The organism is Mariniflexile gromovii (genome assembly GCF_017814435.1).
Taxonomy (GTDB): domain Bacteria; phylum Bacteroidota; class Bacteroidia; order Flavobacteriales; family Flavobacteriaceae; genus Mariniflexile; species Mariniflexile gromovii.
Genome location: NZ_JAGJCB010000013.1, coordinates 99,962 through 119,950, shown reverse-complemented (window position 1 = coordinate 119,950; position 19,989 = coordinate 99,962). Strand labels below are relative to the sequence as shown.

The following is a 19,989-nucleotide window of genomic DNA, read 5'->3' as shown; positions in this document are numbered from 1 at the left end:
GTCTTTTGTTTCCACTTTTACTCTGGTGTTCATTAGGTCTTTACGGTTATACTTCCTGATCCATTCATTGATGGTGGTAGGCGCAATTCCATAAAGTTTACCTAGTTGGTTCTTGTTTAGTTTGCCGGTTGTAATTTCGTCCAGAATTTTCAGTTTGAAAGGTTCTGAATACCGTCTGATTACTTTGTCATTTCTATACATAATGTTTAAAATTATGTAGCCTTATTTCAGGACGGGTCATAATTATTGTCAACGGTTTTTTAAAGAATTGTAACTACTTTCTCTATTATTATTTTATATGTTTTTAGTACTGTATTTACATTTTATTTAATGCTTTTTTCAATTTTTCTCTTGATTTTATCCTTTCTATTTGAGAAGATAGCTCAAACCATCTATTTTTAACATTTAGTTTATCTATTCCTTTTGAAGTAATGTCAGATACTATACTACTTATTCCGGCTACAGTTCCTACTACTGGTATCAATCCCGCATAACTCAATACACTTGAACTTGTAGAGAAAGCACCAGAAATCTTAGAATTTAATTTATCTTTATTAATTGCTTCTTGAATTAATTTCAGCAATTCTATTTTTACACTATTATTATCCTTCATCTCAAACGTTTCAAGGATATTTACAAATCCATCAGCATATTTTCTTAAATCATTTTCTGATTTTAAATAACAAAATGAGTCAATATTCATTGGCTGGAATAAAAGTCCTGTTATATCTAAATAATAATCAACAAAAGTTACTTTTTTCAAGTCTGCAAATTCAGGGTTGTTATCTGATTCTAAAATCGATATCCTTTTTGCCAATTCTTGCCTTAATCCTGACGTTAAAATGGGACAATCAAATCTTTTAGCCATTGAGATTTCGTAATAAACTTCATGCAAAATCTGATTATGCGCTGGTTTTGGTATTTTCATCAATTTTTGTTTGATAATTAGGTCATTTAATGCAAAATCTATTTTTTCTGAAACTATATGAGCATAATTAGCATCATCTCTCCATGTGAAAAATAATCCGAAATCTGGGTTATAATAATCCCCATTCGTTTGGTATTTTTGGTAATCAGGCACAGGGTTATCTGCGGCTGGAATAATAATATCATCAAAAAGTAATGAAAACGCAATTGATATCTCTATGAATGATTCGTATTGTTTTCTATATAGTGTTTTGTAGTAACCATGATATTTACTTGCCTCCAAATAATTTCCATTATTTAATTCTTTATCAAAATAGGCATATAGAGCTCCTGAAAAGGGATGTCCTAATACTATTTTCCTCGAGTTTTCTTTCATGTTATATGTACTCAGTTCTTGGTGTTATTACATGCACCAATAAATATTTACTATTACTTAACATTATATATTTACGAATTTAATAAATATTCACTTACAAAATAAGTGGTTTTTTAAACGAATTTTACAAAATATTCAAAGCTAAATTACAAACCGAAGGCTTAGTACCTCGCCATAACGGTAAAGAATAGACTTTGCTGGCAGGTGAGTTAGGGATAGAAGTGGAAATCCTTTTGGTTTTCTATTAAAAGAAAATAACTTAAAAAGAAAGATTTAACTTTAATTGTGGATTCCTTCCCGATAGCTATCGGGATTCGCAGGAATGACAAAAAGCCCGATCCAGTTCCTGAATTTGTTTCAGGATAAGGGAACACCCAAATACTTCAATTAAAATTTGGAGTTTTTGTATCGTGAGATTCCTGCTGTAGTTTATCTTGAGTGGAGCGGAAAGATAGGAATTGGCTAACTTTCAGGAGCTAGCTCTACCTCAAGACCGTTCATATCAGGTGTCATTTGGATTTGGCACCCTAAACGGCTGTTATCTTTTACATCAAAAGCTTCGGACAGCATCGCTTCTTCGTCATCGCTCATTGGCGGCAATTCAGTATCACTCAACACATAGCACTGGCAAGATGCGCACATAGCCATACCACCGCAAATACCAATGGTGCCTTCTGGTGCCAGCTCGTAACTACGTACTACTTCCATTAAATTCATTGCCATATCGGTTGGTGCCACCACTTCGTGTGTAACACCGTCTCTATCTGTAATTTTTATAGTAATATCTTGCATAACTCTATTTTACTTATACTACGGGTTACTTAGCACCATGCATGCCAAAACCACCCGACAAAAGTAATATTATTTATGTATTTTGATTTTATTTGGAAAGGTATTTATTTTTTTATGATAGAATATTTACCACTTTTTCTATTTGTGGCACATACTTTTTTATGGTCATTTCCACACCCGACTTTAACGTCATTTGGTTAACGGTACAACCTACGCATGCGCCTTCCAACTGTACTTTCACTATAGTATCGTTGTCTTCTATGGCCAATAAAGAGATATCGCCACCGTCACTTTGCAGAAACGGGCGAATTTCATCTAATGCTTTCTCTACATTTGCTCTAACTTCTTCTGTTGTCATTTATTTCTTTTTAACTGCTGAACATCCAGCCATGGTTGTAATCTTTATTGCTTCGGTAGGTGGTAAGTTTTCGTTACGGTTTACCACTTCTTGCACTACGTTTTGTGCTAGTTTTTCAAAAGCCTGTTCTAAAGGTGTGGCGGTTTGCAATGCTGCTGGACGACCAACGTCACCTGCCTCACGAATGCTTTGCACCAATGGAATTTCACCTAAAAATGGCACATTGATATCTTCGGCTAGGTTTTTAGCACCTTCTTTTCCAAATATATAATACTTGTTGTTTGGCAATTCTTCGGGTGTAAAGTATGCCATATTTTCTATAATTCCTAATACAGGCACATCAATACTTTCTTGTTGGAACATGGCAACGCCTTTTCTAGCATCTGCCAATGCCACATTTTGCGGTGTACTTACCACCACAGCACCTGTAATAGGTAATGATTGCATGATGCTTAAATGGATATCGCCTGTACCAGGTGGTAAATCGATAAGCATAAAATCGAGTTCGCCCCAATGTGCATCAAAAATCATTTGATTCAATGCTTTTGCAGCCATAGGCCCGCGCCAAACTACGGCTTGGTTTGGTTGTGTAAAAAAGCCAATGGATAATACTTTGACACCATAATTTTCAACAGGTTTCATTTTAGATTTCCCATTAATATTTACTGCCAAAGGTTTTTCAGCCTCTACATCAAACATAATAGGGATGGATGGCCCATAAATATCGGCATCCAAAACCCCTACTTTAAAACCCATTTTTGCCAAAGTTACCGCCAAATTTGATGTTACGGTAGATTTACCTACGCCACCTTTTCCAGAAGCTACGGCTACAATATTTTGAATTCCCGGAATTGGGTTTCCTTTTATAACATTGGCTTTAGGTTTAGCAGGTGCATCCACTTTTACGTTGATGGTTATTTTAGCTTTTTCGTAAACCTGTTCGTGTATGGTTTTAAGTATGTCAACTTCAGTACGTTTTTTAGCCTGTAAACTTGGGTTTTTTATGGTAATATCTACTATAACCTCATCACCAAAAGTCACTACATTGGTTACGGCACCACTTTCTACCATGTTTTGTCCTTCGCCTACTACTGTAATAGTTTCCAGAGCTTTAAGTATATCTTGTTTATTAAGTTTCATTTTTTTTGAGATATGAGATATGAAAAATAGATTAAAGAAAAAGACACCGTTTCTAAAGTTCTTTTTATTGATCTAAAATCATTATTCTCTACATTTATTAAGAATCATTCTAAAACGCAAAGATACTGTGAATTATTTAAAATGTAAAGTGATTGAATTGAAATGATTGATGCTAATATTTGGTTTTGTTATGACTGATTCGGATTTGTAATTATTTGTAAATTTTTGAAGAATTAGGAAATAATATATTTTGGTATTTGGTATTTGGTATTTGGTATTTGGTATTTGAAAACTACAATTCCTTTGAAGGATTCCAAAACACCTTTTCGAAATCTTGAATTTGGTTATCAACTACTTTAATCCCTTCACTTTCTAAAAGTTGCTGCATTAAGTTTGTACCGTCAAAATGATGCTTACCTGTTAGCAAACCTTTTCTATTTACAACTCGGTGGGCTGGCACATCTTTACCTACCGAACCATTCATGGCATACCCAACCATACGAGCACTTTTTACGGCTCCTAAATACATGGCAATAGCCCCATAACTGGTAACGCGGCCATAAGGGATTTGTTTGGCAACTTCATAAACTTTATCAAAAAAATTGAGTGTTTCTGGTTGCATATCTTACATTTCCTTAATAATGTTTATGAGTGTAATTATTGAAATAACACCCGTAATACCTCCTATAAGGTAGTTCATGCTTTTTTGGGATGTAATGGATTTATCTTTTATTTTATCGAAAAAAAACATATAAATATAAAGCATTACAAATGTACCCATAACAGCACCCGCCACATACGAAATAATACTAATTTGACTAAAATCCAACCAATTAATTGAGGCCAGCGTGATGGTCATATACGCTTGGTACGGAATAGGAAATATGTTTATAGCAGATAAAAATATCCCTTGAAAAAATCTGCCTTTTTTACTCCATCTAGTAGACTCTAAAACCTCTTTAGGCTCTTTTTTTGCTACAAATAAAAAATAAATGGTTATGAGTACAAAAATAACAAAGGCAACACGTTGAAGCACATCAACTATTTCCAAATGATTACTTAATTTTCTAGCGAAAATAGCAGCTAAATAGGTTTGCACTATTACAATAACACATACCCCAATGGAAAATACAACACCTCTTACATGTCCTTCTTTTAGGCTAATTTTAGCCGCCGTCATATTCAACAGCCCTGGAGGAATGACGCCAATTAACGCTACAATTAAGCCTAAAAAAAAGATAACAGTTATATCCAAATCTATTTAATTTTAAACCTAATATACGTAATTGGTTTATTTTGCTCTAAATATTGCGATTCATAAAAGGTTTGAATGCTTGTAACCTCTTCTGGACTTCCTTCTTGTTTGTACACATTATGATTGGCATAAAGCACCTCATGTCCTGCACCATGCAACAACCCAAGTGTGTAACCATGCATAAACTCACTATCGGTTTTTAAGTTTACAACACCCTCTGGTTTTAAAATGGCTTTGTAACGTTTTAAAAATTCAGCATTCGTCATGCGGTGCTTGGTGCGTTTGTATTTTATTTGAGGGTCGGGAAAAGTAATCCAGATTTCATCAACTTCATTTTGAGCGAAAGCGTGATCTATAAGTTCTATTTGTGTGCGTAAAAAAGCCACATTAGGTATATTTTCTTCTACAGCTGTTTTAGCGCCTCTCCAAAAACGCGCCCCTTTAATATCAATACCAATAAAGTTTTTGTTGGGATATTTTTTTGCCAATGCCACCGAATATTCACCTTTACCACAACCTAACTCCAACACCAACGGGTTTTCATTTTTAAACACCGAACGGTTCCAATTTCCCTTCAATATAAAACTATTATTAACCAACGCATCTCTAGTTGGTTGATATACATTATCAAAAGTTTCGTTTTCTCTAAATCTTCTTAGCTTATTTTTACTTCCCACTGGTTACTAACTATTTCTTATTATTAATTAATTTTTGGTAAAATTACGGAAATATACGAGAGTGTTTATATGCTTATCTTTGAATTTAATTTAAATCTACATTAAGGATTACTCTTACAATTTATTTTAATAAATTTGAAACCAATAAATTTTCATTTTTAGTAAAAAACCGTTTCTGAAAGAAGCAAAGCGCATAGATCCCAAATTTGTAAGAACGCTTTAATTGTAAACCATGAAAAAACGCATTTTAGTGGCACCTTTAAATTGGGGATTAGGGCACGCAGCCAGATGTATTCCCATTATAAACGCATTGATAGCTCATGGTTTTGAACCCATTTTAGCTAGCGATGGGGTTGCGCTTACACTTTTGCAAAAGGAATTTCCATTACTTTCATCAGTTGAATTACCTTCTTATAATATAACGTATACCAAAAATGGCAAATTCTTAAAATTAAAATTGCTTACCGATTCGCCCAAATTGCTAAAAGCGATTAAAGCTGAAAAAAAAGCCATCAAGAATTTAATTGAAAACAATACCATTTCGGGAATTATTTCTGACAACAGATTGGGGGTATACAGCAAAAAAGTGCCTTCAGTATTTATTACGCACCAGCTGAAAGTTTTAAGTGGCAGCACTACTTGGTTTAGTACTAAAGTTCATGAAAAATTTATTAAAAAGTTTGATGTTTGTTGGGTTCCTGATGTTGAAACCGATATTAATTTAAGCGGAAAGTTAGGACATCCGGAAAGTTTCGAAATACCTACAACGTATATTGGACCATTAAGCAGGTTTGAAAAAAAACATACAAATATTATCAATCCTATTTTGGTTTTGTTATCGGGCCCTGAACCTCAGCGTACTTTACTTGAAAACAAACTTTTAGAAACGTTTAAAAATTATTCTGGCAAAGTGGTTTTTGTAAAAGGGATTATGGAAAAGGAACAAACCATACAAATTATTGGCAACATGACCATTTACAATTTCATGACCTCTAATTTGTTGGAAAAAACCATAAATGAAAGTGCTTTGGTTATTTCGCGCTCGGGCTACACAACCGTTATGGATTTAGCCAAACTTAGCAAGAAAGCATATTTTATTCCAACTCCAGGCCAATTTGAACAAGAATACTTAGCAAAACGCCTTACAGAATTAAAGCTTGTGCCTAGTTGCAGTCAAAACACTTTTACTATAGAAAAATTAAAGGATGTAGAAGATTTTAAAGGACTGAAATCATTTGACCATGAAACTGATTATAAAGAATTATTCAACCTTTTCTAAGGTAAAAGAAAACTCGCTACCAACACCATATTCACTTTCTACATATATTTTTTCGTCGTGTGCTTCAATAATGTGTTTTACAATGGAAAGTCCTAAACCAGAGCCACCTTCTTTACGCGAACCACTTTTATCAACCCTATAAAAGCGTTCAAAAATACGAGACAAATCTTTTTTATCAATGCCTTCACCATTATCGGTAACCCTAACAATAACTTTATTTTTTATCAAGTTTTCTATACTAACCTCGGTAGTCCCTTTTTCTTGACCGTATTTAATGGAGTTCACAATTAGGTTTGCCAATACTTGTTGTATCCGTTCTTTATCCGCATTTACCATAATGGGTTTCGAATAATCGGTATCAAAAGTAAGTGTGATCCGTTTTTTGGCAGCCTTCATTTCAAGCATATCAAACACGTTCTCAACCAATTCAACGATATTAAAAACTTCAGGATTCAAACTTAAGTCACCTATTTCCAGCTTGGTAATCATGTCTAAATCTTTCACAATATACCCCAATCTTTCTACACCTTTACTGGCACGTTCCAGATATTTTTCCCTAAGGTTTTTATCTTCCATGGCGCCATCAAGCAGCGTTAAGATATAACCCTGTACAGTAAATAAAGGCGTTTTTAATTCATGCGAAACGTTACCCAAAAATTCTTTTCTATATTGCTCCCTAACTTTAAGCGATTCTATTTCTATCTTTTTATCACGCGCAAACTTATCAATTTCCTGTGTTAGGGTTTTCATATCGGTAGTTATGGTACCTTTTGTAATACTGGTTGATTCTAAAAGTGTTAAATCATCGTATATTTTTTTTACACGTTTATAAATAAAGCGTTCTACCCTGTATTGTGTTACAAAAAATGAAAATATAAAGGTGCTAACAGCCAGCACTAATATGTACCAGATATTAAATGAATAAAAAATGAATAAAAAAACACTCGTTAAGAGCGTTACATATATAGTTAAATAAAGCGATGTTTTTACCGCAAACCTATATGATTTTTTAAATTTTGGTTGCATTAATCTACAAACTTATAGCCAACGCCTTTTATAGTTTTAAAGCTATCGTCTCCAATTTTTTCACGAAGTTTACGAATATGCACATCAATAGTTCTGCCACCAACTACAACTTCGTTACCCCAAACACTGTCTAGAATTTCATCGCGCTTAAAAACTTTCCCTGGCTTTGATGCCAATAAAGATAATAATTCAAATTCTTTTCGAGGTAAAATTATTTCTTTTCCTTTTGAAGTAATCTTATACTCGTCTCTATTAATTTCTAAATTTCCTATCTTGAACGAATCGGCAACTTCTTCTTCTTTAAAGCGTCTTAAAAGTGCTTTTACTTTGCTTACTAAAACTTTTGGCTTAATAGGTTTGGTGATATAATCATCGGCCCCAGCATCAAACCCTGCAACTTGGGAATAATCTTCGCCTCTAGCAGTTAAAAAGACAACAAGGGTATTTTGTAAATCAGGATGTTTTCTAATGAGTTCACAAGCTTCAATGCCATCCATTTCTGGCATCATCACATCTAAAATAATTAAATTTGGAAGTTCTTTTTTTGCCTTTTTCACACCTTCACTTCCATTTTCAGCAGTTATTACTTGATAACCTTCGCTTGTTAAATTATAACCAACAATTTCTAAAATGTCTGGTTCATCATCAACTAATAATATTTTTATGTCTTTCTTTTTCATTATACAAAACAAATAAATGCTCTTCTTTTTTAAGTAAAGATAAAACTAATAAAAAGAATTTATTGATAAACTAATATAAATAACATTAAGATAACAAACAAGTTACAATAATTTAAACTTTCGTTTAAACACGCATATCTTTAACACTTTTTTGGCATCACTTTTGCTGTAATTCCGTATATTTACAGCGTTGAATTGAACTTATGAAGAAACACTACTTTTTAACTTTATTTTTTGTCTTAGCATTTTTTACAGCCTTTTCTGGGTTTAGTCAAAACAATGCTAACGGAAATTCTATTCAGCAAAATATAGAAGACCTATCTATTTACCCTAACCCTGTTAGTAACGGTAAAACGTTTATATACATTACATCGAAGCTAAATTTGACCAAAAGAATTGAGTTTTACGATGTGTTAGGCAAACAAATTTACAGTACTGTTTTAACAGGTAAAGAGTTAAATATTTCAAATTTGAGCAAAGGTGTTTATGTGATTAAAATTACTGAAAACAACACAAGCGAAACCAGAAAATTAGTGATAAAGTAAAGAAAACATTATATTACAGTAAAAAAACAGCCAACGGGCTGTTTTTTTTGATTTTAATTCAAAAAATATATTTAATTTTATGGGAGAAAAATTAATTAATCTCTTATAATTATGAAAAAACTTTACTCTTTACTTTTTACAATTTTAATTTCCGCGGTTTCATTTGGGCAAACTGTATTCATCAACGAAATTCATTATGATGATGCAGGCACAGATTCGGGAGAAGGAGTTGAAATAGCTGGTCCTGCTGGGACAGATTTAACTGGATACACTTTAACGCCATACAATGGAAACGGGGGTGCTTCTTACAGTCCCGTAGTTTCATTATCAGGAATCATCCCAAATCAAGGTGGCAGTGGTTATGGAACTTTATGGTTTGACCTTGCCGGTTTACAGAATGGAGCTCCTGACGGAATTGCATTAAGTAATGGTTCCACATTAATTCAATTTTTAAGTTACGAAGGTTCATTTGTAGGTACTGGAGGAGTTGCAGACGGAGTAACTTCTACTGACATTGGCGTTTCAGAAAGCGGAACAGTTGAGGGTGAATCATTACAGCTTGTTGGAACAGGTAATACTTACGGCAACTTCACATGGAGCACATCTATGGCTTCTACATATGGCGCTATAAATACAAGCCAAACTTTTGGAGCCGCCTCTCCATCCATAAACATAACCTCTCCTTCTAATGGAGCCACAATAGCTGCAGGCACTACAAGTGTAAATGTTGTATTTAGCACAAACAATTTAGTTGGAGGAGAAACTATTGATATAACCGTTAATGGAAGTAAAACCACTAATGTTACCAGTCCTTTTAATATTACAACCACTAATGGAACCACTTACAATGTCACTGTAGAACTTGTTAATGGCGGGGTTGTTGATTCTGACATGATTTCTTTTGATGTGGCCGCATTAACTGTTGTTGCAGATTTAGCTGCATTGAGAGCCGATGTTGTTGCTAATGGAACTGGAAAATATTACCAAATATCTTCAACACCAACCATTAGCTATACCAGAGCTAGTAGAAACCAAAAATACATCCAAGATGCTACTGCAGGTATATTAATTGATGATGCAAACGGAACTATTGCTACACCCTTTACTGTTGGAGATGGAATTAGTGGTCTTATTGGACAAGCCTCTGAGTTTAATGGAGTTTTACAACTAATTCCATCTGTTGATGCAACAGTTACAACAGGAACTACAATAACCCCTGAAGTTGTATCCATATCTACTCTATTAACAAGTTGGGAAGATTATGAATCTGAGCTAGTTAGAATCAATGGTGTAACTTTTGCAGATGCGGGTGGTACTTTTGCTTCTAGTACCAATTATGATATTAGTGATGGTTCTACAATAACATTTAGAACTAGCTTTAGTGAAGTTGACTATATTGGACAAACTATTCCATCTGGCTCAAATAACATGAACGTTTTAGTGGCAGAATTTAGTGGCACACCTCAACTTACAGCAACTTCACTAAGCGAACTGACTTTATCAACCAAAAACCTACAAATAGCAGGTTTCAACATGTACCCTAATCCAACCTATTTAGGCTATGTGAACATTTCCAGTAAAAGCAGTGCAAACATGGAAGTTTCTGTTTTTGATGTTTTAGGAAAACAAGTTTTAAAACAAACTGTTAGCGATAACGTTTTAAACGTTTCAAAATTAAACGCTGGTCTTTATATTATGAAAGTATCTCAAGATGATGCTAGCATTACTAAAAAATTAGTAGTTAAATAATTTAATCAACTTTATAAATTTTTAAAGCGCTACTGTTTGGTAGCGCTTTTTTATTTTATCTACTTTTGCCATATGGTAAACGCAAACCCTATTTTCAACATACAAACCGATGAACAGTTTAATGCCATGGCATTAAAAACCTTTAAATATCAGTTTGAAAACAATCGCGTTTACCGTTCATTTTGCGATTTAATATACAAACATCCCAGCGATGTAAAAACCATAGAAGAGATTCCATTTCTTCCCATTCAATTTTTTAAAACCCATAACATATTAAGTTCCAAAGAACCTATTCAAACTACTTTTACAAGTTCGGGAACTACTGGAAGCACAACCAGCAAACATGTAGTTACCGATTTGAAAATTTATGAAGAAAGTTTCCAAAAAGGCTTCAATCATTTTTATGGCAATATGGAAGATTATGTGGTTTTAGCCTTGTTACCATCGTATTTAGAACGCGACGATTCATCCTTAGTTTATATGGTTGACGCATTCATTAAACAATCAAACCATCCAGAAAGCGGATTTTATTTAAACAATATTTCAGAATTAAAAGACACTTTAATACGTTTAGATTCTGAAGGAAAAAGAGTGCTTTTAATTGGTGTTTCATTTGCTTTGTTGGACATGGTAGAATCATTTCAATTCAACTTAAAGCATACCATCATCATGGAAACTGGTGGCATGAAAGGACGCAGAAAGGAATTGATTCGCGAAGAACTACACAACCAATTAAAACAAGGTTTTGGGGTTGAAACCATTCATAGCGAGTATGGTATGACCGAGTTATTAAGTCAGGGATACTCCCAAGGCCACGGTGTTTTTAAAACCCCACATTGGATGCGTATTTTAACCCGAGACACCGAAGATGCTTTAACTATCCTACCAAAAGGAAAAGCGGGCGGTATTAATGTGATTGATTTAGCCAACATAAATTCGTGCTCCTTTATTGCTACTCAAGATTTAGGCAAAGTTTACGAAGACTACACTTTTGAAATTATTGGACGCTTTGATAATTCTGATATACGTGGTTGCAATTTGATGGTATTGTAAGTTACAAACTGCTTTCCGACTTATTATAAAAATACATTTATGAAAAGTCTTATACCGTTATTTCTACTTTATGCATCGCTATCTTTTTCTCAAACCATTGACTACAATATTAAAAAAGGTTTCGCCATAGAAGGCTACGATGTGGTTGCTTATTTCAACAATCAAGCGGTTGAAGGCAAAAAAAATTTCGTTTCACAATTTGATGGTGTTAAATATAAATTCGTTTCTAAGGAAAATTTAAACTCATTTAATAAAAATCCTGAAAAATATTTACCTCAATACGGTGGCTACTGTGCGTATGCCGTAGGAGCAAAAGGAGATAAAGTAAGTATAGATCCTGAAACTTTCGAGATTAAAAACGGTAAACTCTACTTGTTTTATAATTCATGGGGCATCAACACCTTAAAATTGTGGAAAAATGAAAACCCAGAACTATTAAGAAAAAAAGCTGATGAAAATTGGAAACAAATTAAATACAAAAAATAAGTTATTTGTTATGTAAGTTTTACAACCTAACCACGACTATTACCATAACTATGAAAAAGAAAGATTAATTTTTTTAGTTGGTTGGTTAGTTTAAAGCCTGAGCTCTCGCTCAGGCTTTAATATTTTTTAAACGATTCTTAAAATGAAATAATTCTTTTTACCGCGCTGTAACAGTACAAATTTGTTATTAATCAAATCTTCAGAAGTAATGGTATAGTCGTCTTTTACCTTTTCTTTATTTACAGAAATAGAATTTTCCTTTAAAGCACGGCGCGCTTCACCGTTTGATTTTAAAAAACCTCCTTTTTCGGCCAAAGCAGCGATGATATCCAATCCGTCTTCAATAGCATCTTTAGCAATTTCTGTTAATGGCACACCATCAAACACATCTAAAAATGTTTTTTCGTTCAATTGTTTTAAATCGTCTCCCGTTGAGTTTCCAAAAAGAATTTCGCTGGCTTTAATGGCATTTTCCAATTCTTCTTTAGAATGCACCATGGTGGTTATTTCTTCTGCCAATCGCTTTTGTAATACGCGTAAATGTGGTGCTTCTTTATGCTCGTCGATTAAGCTTTCTATCTCTTGGCGCGTTAAAAACGTGAAGATTTTAATATATTTTTCCGCATCAACATCACTTGTATTTAACCAGTATTGGTAAAATTTATATGGTGATGTTCTTTCGGTGTCCAACCAAATATTTCCGCCTTCGGTTTTTCCAAACTTAGTACCATCGGCCTTGGTTATCAATGGCCAAGTAAGTGCAAAACCTTTACCTGCATCAATACGACGAATAAGTTCGGTTCCTGTGGTAATGTTACCCCATTGATCGCTTCCGCCCATTTGCAATGTACATTGCTTATCACGATACAAGTGTAAAAAGTCGTAACCCTGCACCAATTGGTATGTAAATTCAGTAAAACTCATCCCTACGGCAGACTCAGACGACAAACGCTTTTTAACAGAATCTTTGGCCATCATATAATTAACCGTAATGTGCTTACCAACGTCGCGAATAAACTCTAAAAACGAAAAGTTTTTCATCCAATCGTAATTATTCACAATAATAGCAGCGTTATCAGCATCACTGTCAAAATCCAAAAAGCGTGCTAATTGCCCCTTAATAGCATCTTGGTTATGTTTCAATGTTTTTTCGTCAAGCAAATTTCGTTCTGATGATTTACCTGATGGATCGCCAATCATTCCCGTTGCCCCTCCTACAAGTGCAACAGGCTTATGCCCTGCCAATTGAAAATGTTTAAGACCCATAACCCCCACCAAATGCCCAATATGTAATGAATCGGCTGTGGGGTCAATCCCTACATATGCCATACGCATCGCTTCCATTAAGTGTTCTTCGGTACCTGGCATACTATCTTGTATCATACCACGCCATGTCAATTCTTCTACAAAATTCTTTATCATCTTTTTTTCAATTTTCACAAAACTACGGCAAAGATAAAAATCCATGCATAATTACTTTGTTTTAAAGTTGAAAGTTTTAAGGTTAAAAAGTATCAAAGGCCCATATATTCAGAGTTTCAAAGATGATTTTAAGATTTACAAATGAAAACTGATACTGAAAACCGAGACTGCGACTTTATTTTTTATTATTTTAGGCGCATGATTTTAGTAACAGGAAGTACCGGTTTAGTAGGTTCGCATTTGCTGTATAAATTGGCAAGTAATAACGAAACCGTTAGAGCTATTTATAGAAGTGAACGAAAACTGGAACAAGTAAAAAATGTTTTTGCTACCTATGGCGGCAATTACATGAAAGTTTTTGAAGTTATTGAATGGGTACAGGCTGATATTTTAGACATCCCATCGTTAACCGAAGCTTTTAAAAACGTTACTTATGTTTACCACTGTGCTGCATTTGTATCTTTTGAACCCGATAAATACCAACTTTTAAGGAAAACAAATATTGAAGGCACTGCCAATATTGTAAACTTTTGCATTTCAAATAACATAAAAAAACTTTGCTATGTTAGTTCTATTGCTACATTAGGAAAAACACTTCATAATGAAGCCATTACAGAAGAAACCATTTGGAATCCAGAAGATGACAACAATGTATATGCCATTACCAAGTATGGTGCCGAAATGGAAGTTTGGCGCGGTACCCAAGAAGGTTTAAACGCCGTAATTGTAAATCCGGGAGTAATTTTAGGTGCAGGTATTTGGCGTTTTGGTACTGGTAGCTTATTTAAGAGAGCACATGCCGGCTTAAAATATTACACTTCCGGTACCATTGCACTTATTGGGGTTAACGATGTGGTAAATGCTATGATACAATTAATGAAAAGCGACATTACAAACGAACGCTTTGTTTTAGTTGCTGAAAATTGGACTTATAAGCTTTTTTTACAAACTTTGGCACAATCTGTAAATGCAAAGCCACCAAAAAAATTAGCGAGTCCTTTTTTATTAAGTTTAGGTTGGAGATTGGATTGGTTAAACCATAAATTAACGGGCAAAAGAAGACAATTAACGAAACACCTGACCTCTTCGTTAATGTCTGAAACAAATTATAGCAGCGAGAAATTTAAAGAAACTTTAAATTACAATTTCAAATGTATTGAAGAAATTATTTTGGAAATTGGCGCTACTTATAGGAAACAGGATTAATTAAGGCGCCTTCGTCTTTTTTTATCTGCTTTTTTAATGTACCTGTAGTTAAAGAATCTTTTATCTTATTTATATCCAATGAATCTTTAACTTTTAAAGCATCAATAGAATCTTGCACTCTTTTTTTCTCCTCTTTTTCTTCTTTTAATTTCAGCTCATTTAAAGTTTTTTTCAACCTTTCTAGACTATCTGTAACAGTATTATAAATTTCTTCGTACTCTTTTATATGATAGGCATAGTACGCGTTGCTTGAAGCAAATTGCAAACTATCTATCCCGTATTTTTCAAAAACATAGTTCTCTGGCTTAATGCCATGTTCAAGCATTTTTTGTTTATCGATAAAGGTAGCCGACCCCATTAATCTGGCATCAATTAAAATGTTAACCATGGTTTCCTTTGAAATCAGATTTTTAGGTTTTTCCGGACCTCCAAAACCACATGCAGCAACAAGAAAAATAACAGTTAAAGAAATTAGAAGTCTTTTCATCATGACCTATCAAAAGTTAATCGCTTAGCAGCTTTCACATCATTGAATTTAGAATTTTGATACACTAAATTACCATTTACAAAGGTATGTGTTATTCTGGATTTAAACGTGGTTCCTTCAAACGGCGACCAACCACATTTGTATAAAATGTTTTCTTTTTTCACCGTCCATGGGTTGTTTAAATCTACCAAAACCAAATCGGCAAAATAACCTTCTTTTATATAGCCGCGCTTTTCAACCTGAAACAAAATAGCGGGGTTATGACACATTTTTTCAACAATTTTTTCTATTGAAATTTTACCCTTATGGTGCATTTCCAACATGGCAGGCAGTGCGTGTTGCACCAATGGGCCACCTGATGGTGCTTTTGTGTAAACGTTTTTCTTTTCCTCTATAGTATGCGGTGCATGGTCTGTAGCAATCACATCAATCCGGTCGTCCAACAAAGCCTCCCACAATTTCTCTCTGTCTTTTCCTGTTTTAACAGCTGGATTCCATTTAATAAAAGTTCCTTTTTTATCGTAATCTTCATCTGAAAACCATAAATGGTGTATGCAAACCTCAGCAGTAATTTTTTTATCTTTTAAAGGAATTTTATTACTGAACAAACTGGTTTCTTTTCCTGTTGAAAGATGAAAAACATGAAGTCTTGCCCCTGTCTTTTCGGCTAATTTAATAGCTTGTGAAGATGATAAATAGCAAGCTTCTTCACTTCTAATAATAGGATGGTACTTTACCGGAATATCTTCACCAAATTTATCTAAATGCTCTTGAAAGTTCTTTTTAATTGTCGCTTCATCTTCACAATGCACAGAAATGAGTAACTTGGTACTTTTAAAGATTTTCTCTAAAACTTTAGTATCGTCCACCAACATATTGCCTGTAGAAGACCCTAAAAATAGTTTCAATCCTGCCACGTTTTTTGAATCGACCTTTAAAATTTCTTCTAAATTATCGTTGGTACCACCAAACATAAACGAGTAATTGGCAGAAGATGTTTTAGCAGCGATTTCAAACTTTTCTTCTAATTTTTCAATGGTTGTTGTTTGCGGATTGGTATTGGGCATTTCTATAAACGAGGTAATCCCACCAGCAATGGCTGCTTTACTTTCAGTTTCTATGGTTGCCTTTTCGGTTAGTCCTGGCTCTCTAAAATGCACTTGGTCATCAATTGCTCCTGGCAACAAATATTTACCTTCTGCATCAATAACATGCACATCTGAAGATTTTGCACTTATAGAGTCGCTAACTTCTTTAATATATTCTCCTTCAATTAATATATCGCCATTAAACGTAACCCCTTCATTTACAATATGAGCGTTTTTAATAAGTATCTTTTTCGGTTTCATTTGCTTGTTCTATTATTTTTAAGGTCAAATGGTTCATCCATATAATAATCTCCCTTATGCATCAAAACATAGTTACAGATGTTTCATAAGCGTATCTACTTTTTAAATAGACTTTTTATTTTCATGGAAATAACGCCAAAAATAGCTTCGGATATTATTCCTGAACTTAATTTTGATTCTCCTAATGTTCTATCTGTAAAAATTACAGGCACTTCTTTTATCTCAAATCCTTTTAAATAGGCTTTAAATTTCATTTCAATTTGAAAGGCGTAACCAATAAATTTAATTTTATTTAAATTAATGGTTTCCAATACCTTACGTTTGTAACATACAAAACCAGCGGTGGTGTCGTGAATTCTCATTCCCGTAATAACACGCACATAGCGCGATGCAAAATACGACATAAGTACCCGACTCATGGGCCAATTTACCACATTTACACCGGTTACATAGCGTGAACCAATGGCTAAATCGGCACCTTGTACATGGCATGCATCGTGCAACCTAACCAAATCATTAGGGTTGTGCGAAAAATCGGCATCCATTTCAAAAATATATTCATACTTGTTTTTCAAGCACCATTTAAACCCATGTATATAGGCGGTACCCAAACCCGATTTCTCTTTTCTAACCTCTAAAAACAATCTTTTTGGAAACTCCTTTTGGAGTTCCTTTACCTTTAAGCCTGTTAAATCTGGTGAGTTATCATCTACAATCAAAATATGTACATCGTCCGATTGAGAAAATACTGCTTTTATGATAGCTTCAATATTTTCTATTTCATTGTATGTAGGAATGATAACAATTGTATCAGTCATTCGTTTTTAAAGAAAATGAATTAATTTTTAGCAAATGTACATTATTAGAGTTTTATTTATTTTAAATATTCCTTAATAATTAAAGTATCTTCTGAAATATTTATAATAATTTTACGGTATGTTAAGGGAAAGTATATCAAACGATTTTTTTACCATCTTGCTTGTAGTGGGGCTTGCCACTGTTGCTGCAGCAAAATTAGCATCTCCCAAACGCTTTAATGATTTTATTGCTGTTTTAGGTAATTCGAAGTATCTTAAAATTTATTCGCGCGAGCAGAAATTTTTCGACAAGTTTGATGCTTTACTGTTTACCAACCTTATTATTTCCGTATCTCTTTTTTGTTTTATAAGCTTTAAGTTTTTCACAAACACTAATACCATTTCGCCTGATACCATGTTTAAAATTTCATTTGGCATTTGTGTATTCATTCTAATAAAAGTGTTTGTTGAGCGCCTTATAGGCAGTCTTTTTGAAATGGATTCTATGATAGACCAATACCTCTTTCAAAAAATAAGTTACAAAAACTATTTGGGCATTGTACTCATACCTATTAACGCCTTATTACTGTTTAGTTTTGGTCCAACATTAACCTTTTTTTACGTAATTGTTATTTTATTGGTTATTGTAATCTTTATAGGCCTATTTACTTCGTTTAAAGCACATCAAAGTTTAATTAAATACAACTTTTTTTATTTTATTTTATATCTTTGCGCACTTGAAATCGCACCGTGTATCATTTTATACAAGGTAATTATTTCAAAATAGAAGAATTAACCATCTTGCGCCTATGAAAGTGAAAACCGTTTTAGTATCTCAACCTGAACCTAAAATAGAAAACTCGCCTTACTTCGATTTAATAGAAAAACAAAAAGTAAAAATAGATTTTAGGCCATTCATTCACGTTGAAGGCGTTTCTGCAAAAGAAATCAGACAACAGAAAGTAGACCTAAATAATTATACTGCTATTATTTTAACCAGTAGAAATGCTATAGACCACTTTTTTAGAGTTGCTGAAGAAATGCGCTTTAAAGTGCCCGATACCATGAAATATTTTTGTCAATCGGAAGCTGTTGCTTTTTATCTTCAAAAATATGTGGTATACAGAAAACGCAAAATTTATGTTGGCAAGCGTTCATTTTCTGAATTATCTCCCTTAATCAAAAAATATAAAGACGAGAAATTCTTAATGCCAAATACCGATAAAGTTAAGGATGAAGTGCCAGATACTTTAAATGCTTTGGGTGTAGATTGGAAACAAGCTATTTTTTACAAAACCGTAATTAGCGATCTTTCCGATTTAGCTGATGTATATTATGATATTTTAGTATTCTTCAGCCCTTCGGGAATTGATTCTTTGTTCCATAATTTTCCAGATTTCAAACAAAACGACACACGTATAGCTGTATTTGGAGATACCACAATTAAAGCTGCTGAAGAAAAAGGATTACGTATTGATATTGCTGCTCCTACACCTGAAACACCATCTATGACGATGGCCTTAGAAAAATATATTGAAAAAGTAAATAAAGCTAAATAAGCTTCATTAAGATTTATATCAAAAGCCCGATTTAAAGAAATCGGGCTTTTTTTTATTATAAAAAGAACTTTAATTTATAGATTTTGGTTATTAATCTATAATCTTATACTTACTGTTTTTGTAAGTTTATAAAAATTATATATTAATCTAAACCTTTAAAATTATGAAAAAATTATTTGCATTTCTAGTGTTATCGCTCTTTACAGGAGTTAATATTTATGCACAATCTAGCAGACCTGTTGACGAATTCTTTTATGCCCCTTCTATGTCTGAAACACTTATCGTTGAAAGCTCTATTACAGGAGATCATCCTTACTGGTCTGTTGACCCTGAACAATATTTGATTGGCATAAATGCCTCAGGGGCGTCAACTATTACTGTCACAATTAAAATCGAAACTACTCTTAGTGATCCTGATGCTGAATGCTATAGTTATGTGTATGATGACTATAATTACAATTATATAGAAGGAGGAAATTATTTGAATGGAGAATGGTCCTATGGTCCCGTACAAACTGTAACAAAAACTATTACCATACAAAATGGATCTAATCTATCTTTTAATTTAGAACTTTACGATTCAAGTAATATGGCAACTGCAAGTGCCAAATATTATATTAGTTACACTGGAAACTAATATAATATTTGCAACTTAAAAACAATAGCCATATTCTTTTCCATATGGCTATTATTTTTAGAAACACACATAGAATACCTAGCCTTTCTAGCCTATGGCTTTCTCATATACGTTTCACATAAATTTTATTTATTCTATTATTTAATTTAAAAAATTTTGAAGAAAGGAATATGTATCGATATCACTACA

At 33.4% G+C, this 19,989-nt stretch carries 23 protein-coding genes; 9 read left to right on the top strand and 14 right to left on the bottom strand.

Annotated elements, in window-relative coordinates:
• The 8 genes from J8H85_RS13410 to trmB all read right to left on the bottom strand — a co-directional run.
• The coding region (locus J8H85_RS13410) for a transposase (protein WP_209655719.1) at window positions 1-201 on the bottom strand (201 nt) is incomplete at its 3' end.
• A gap of 115 nt (window positions 202-316) precedes the next feature.
• Entirely contained in the window at window positions 317-1,303 is a 987-nt protein-coding gene (locus J8H85_RS13405; RefSeq protein ID WP_209655718.1) for a hypothetical protein, read from the bottom strand.
• A 462-nt stretch (window positions 1,304-1,765) separates the two neighbouring features.
• Complete coding sequence (locus tag J8H85_RS13400; protein WP_209655717.1) at window positions 1,766-2,095, bottom strand: 2Fe-2S iron-sulfur cluster-binding family protein; 330 nt, start codon at window positions 2,093-2,095, stop codon at window positions 1,766-1,768.
• A 112-nt stretch (window positions 2,096-2,207) separates the two neighbouring features.
• The gene (locus tag J8H85_RS13395) at window positions 2,208-2,453 is read right to left on the bottom strand and encodes a NifU family protein (RefSeq protein WP_209655716.1); all 246 of its coding nucleotides are present in this window, start codon (window positions 2,451-2,453) and stop codon (window positions 2,208-2,210) included.
• Window positions 2,454-3,593: an Mrp/NBP35 family ATP-binding protein gene (locus J8H85_RS13390; RefSeq protein WP_209655715.1), complete on the bottom strand. Its 1,140-nt coding sequence runs from the start codon at window positions 3,591-3,593 to the stop codon at window positions 2,454-2,456.
• Between the two features lie 292 nt (window positions 3,594-3,885).
• The gene (locus J8H85_RS13385; protein ID WP_209655714.1) at window positions 3,886-4,215 is read right to left on the bottom strand and encodes an MGMT family protein; all 330 of its coding nucleotides are present in this window, start codon (window positions 4,213-4,215) and stop codon (window positions 3,886-3,888) included.
• Window positions 4,216-4,218: 3 nt separating this feature from the next.
• Window positions 4,219-4,848: a lysine transporter LysE gene (locus J8H85_RS13380; RefSeq protein WP_209655713.1), complete on the bottom strand. Its 630-nt coding sequence runs from the start codon at window positions 4,846-4,848 to the stop codon at window positions 4,219-4,221.
• 2 nt (window positions 4,849-4,850) lie between these two features.
• Complete coding sequence (trmB, locus tag J8H85_RS13375) at window positions 4,851-5,525, bottom strand: tRNA (guanosine(46)-N7)-methyltransferase TrmB (protein WP_209655712.1); 675 nt, start codon at window positions 5,523-5,525, stop codon at window positions 4,851-4,853.
• A 232-nt stretch (window positions 5,526-5,757) separates the two neighbouring features.
• On the opposite strand from trmB, the gene J8H85_RS13370 reads away from it, so the two are divergent.
• Window positions 5,758-6,804, top strand: a complete 1,047-nt coding sequence (locus J8H85_RS13370; protein ID WP_209655711.1) for a glycosyltransferase — start codon at window positions 5,758-5,760, stop codon at window positions 6,802-6,804.
• Here the strand turns inward: J8H85_RS13370 and J8H85_RS13365 are convergent.
• Both J8H85_RS13365 and J8H85_RS13360 read right to left on the bottom strand, forming a co-directional pair.
• Window positions 6,787-7,830 carry a sensor histidine kinase gene (locus tag J8H85_RS13365; RefSeq protein ID WP_209655710.1) on the bottom strand — a complete coding sequence of 348 codons (1,044 nt, stop codon included), beginning with the start codon at window positions 7,828-7,830 and terminating at the stop codon, window positions 6,787-6,789. The genes J8H85_RS13370 and J8H85_RS13365 overlap by 18 nt on opposite strands.
• Window positions 7,830-8,510 (bottom strand): response regulator transcription factor, encoded by a 681-nt coding sequence (locus J8H85_RS13360; RefSeq protein WP_209655709.1) that lies wholly within the window; start codon window positions 8,508-8,510, stop codon window positions 7,830-7,832. The genes J8H85_RS13365 and J8H85_RS13360 overlap by 1 nt, the downstream gene beginning before the upstream one ends.
• Window positions 8,511-8,713: 203 nt before the next feature.
• On the opposite strand from J8H85_RS13360, the gene J8H85_RS13355 reads away from it, so the two are divergent.
• The 4 genes from J8H85_RS13355 (at window position 8,714) to J8H85_RS13340 (ending at window position 12,343) form a co-directional block, all read left to right on the top strand.
• Window positions 8,714-9,055 (top strand): T9SS type A sorting domain-containing protein, encoded by a 342-nt coding sequence (locus J8H85_RS13355; protein ID WP_209655708.1) that lies wholly within the window; start codon window positions 8,714-8,716, stop codon window positions 9,053-9,055.
• Window positions 9,056-9,166: 111 nt separating this feature from the next.
• Entirely contained in the window at window positions 9,167-10,804 is a 1,638-nt protein-coding gene (locus tag J8H85_RS13350; RefSeq protein WP_209655707.1) for a T9SS type A sorting domain-containing protein, read from the top strand.
• A gap of 72 nt (window positions 10,805-10,876) precedes the next feature.
• Window positions 10,877-11,857: a LuxE/PaaK family acyltransferase gene (locus tag J8H85_RS13345; RefSeq protein WP_209655706.1), complete on the top strand. Its 981-nt coding sequence runs from the start codon at window positions 10,877-10,879 to the stop codon at window positions 11,855-11,857.
• A gap of 39 nt (window positions 11,858-11,896) precedes the next feature.
• Complete coding sequence (locus tag J8H85_RS13340; protein WP_209655705.1) at window positions 11,897-12,343, top strand: YHS domain-containing (seleno)protein; 447 nt, start codon at window positions 11,897-11,899, stop codon at window positions 12,341-12,343.
• A 126-nt stretch (window positions 12,344-12,469) separates the two neighbouring features.
• Here the strand turns inward: J8H85_RS13340 and tyrS are convergent, their stop codons facing one another.
• The gene (gene tyrS, locus J8H85_RS13335; protein ID WP_209655704.1) at window positions 12,470-13,765 is read right to left on the bottom strand and encodes a tyrosine--tRNA ligase; all 1,296 of its coding nucleotides are present in this window, start codon (window positions 13,763-13,765) and stop codon (window positions 12,470-12,472) included.
• Between the two features lie 141 nt (window positions 13,766-13,906).
• Here tyrS and J8H85_RS13330 point away from each other — a divergent pair, with 141 nt between their 5' ends.
• On the top strand, window positions 13,907-14,971 hold the full coding sequence (locus tag J8H85_RS13330) for an NAD-dependent epimerase/dehydratase family protein (RefSeq protein ID WP_317195006.1): 1,065 nt from the start codon (window positions 13,907-13,909) through the stop codon (window positions 14,969-14,971).
• On the opposite strand, the gene J8H85_RS13325 is transcribed toward J8H85_RS13330, so the two are convergent.
• The 3 genes from J8H85_RS13325 to J8H85_RS13315 all read right to left on the bottom strand — a co-directional run bounded on the left by J8H85_RS13325 (window position 14,949) and on the right by J8H85_RS13315 (window position 17,625).
• A complete protein-coding gene (locus tag J8H85_RS13325; protein ID WP_209655703.1) occupies window positions 14,949-15,461 on the bottom strand; it encodes a DUF4296 domain-containing protein in 513 nt (170 codons plus the stop codon). The genes J8H85_RS13330 and J8H85_RS13325 overlap by 23 nt on opposite strands.
• Complete coding sequence (locus J8H85_RS13320) at window positions 15,458-16,807, bottom strand: dihydroorotase (protein WP_209655702.1); 1,350 nt, start codon at window positions 16,805-16,807, stop codon at window positions 15,458-15,460. Before J8H85_RS13320 ends, J8H85_RS13325 begins: the two co-directional genes overlap by 4 nt.
• A 95-nt stretch (window positions 16,808-16,902) precedes the next feature.
• Complete coding sequence (locus tag J8H85_RS13315; protein WP_209655701.1) at window positions 16,903-17,625, bottom strand: polyprenol monophosphomannose synthase; 723 nt, start codon at window positions 17,623-17,625, stop codon at window positions 16,903-16,905.
• Between the two features lie 118 nt (window positions 17,626-17,743).
• Here J8H85_RS13315 and J8H85_RS13310 point away from each other — a divergent pair, with 118 nt between their 5' ends.
• The 3 genes from J8H85_RS13310 (at window position 17,744) to J8H85_RS13300 (ending at window position 19,800) form a co-directional block, all read left to right on the top strand.
• A complete protein-coding gene (locus J8H85_RS13310; protein WP_209655700.1) occupies window positions 17,744-18,391 on the top strand; it encodes a DUF4271 domain-containing protein in 648 nt (215 codons plus the stop codon).
• Window positions 18,392-18,413: 22 nt separating this feature from the next.
• Window positions 18,414-19,163, top strand: a complete 750-nt coding sequence (locus J8H85_RS13305; protein WP_209655699.1) for a uroporphyrinogen-III synthase — start codon at window positions 18,414-18,416, stop codon at window positions 19,161-19,163.
• A gap of 187 nt (window positions 19,164-19,350) precedes the next feature.
• On the top strand, window positions 19,351-19,800 hold the full coding sequence (locus J8H85_RS13300; protein WP_209655698.1) for a hypothetical protein: 450 nt from the start codon (window positions 19,351-19,353) through the stop codon (window positions 19,798-19,800).
• Window positions 19,801-19,989 lie beyond the last annotated feature (189 nt).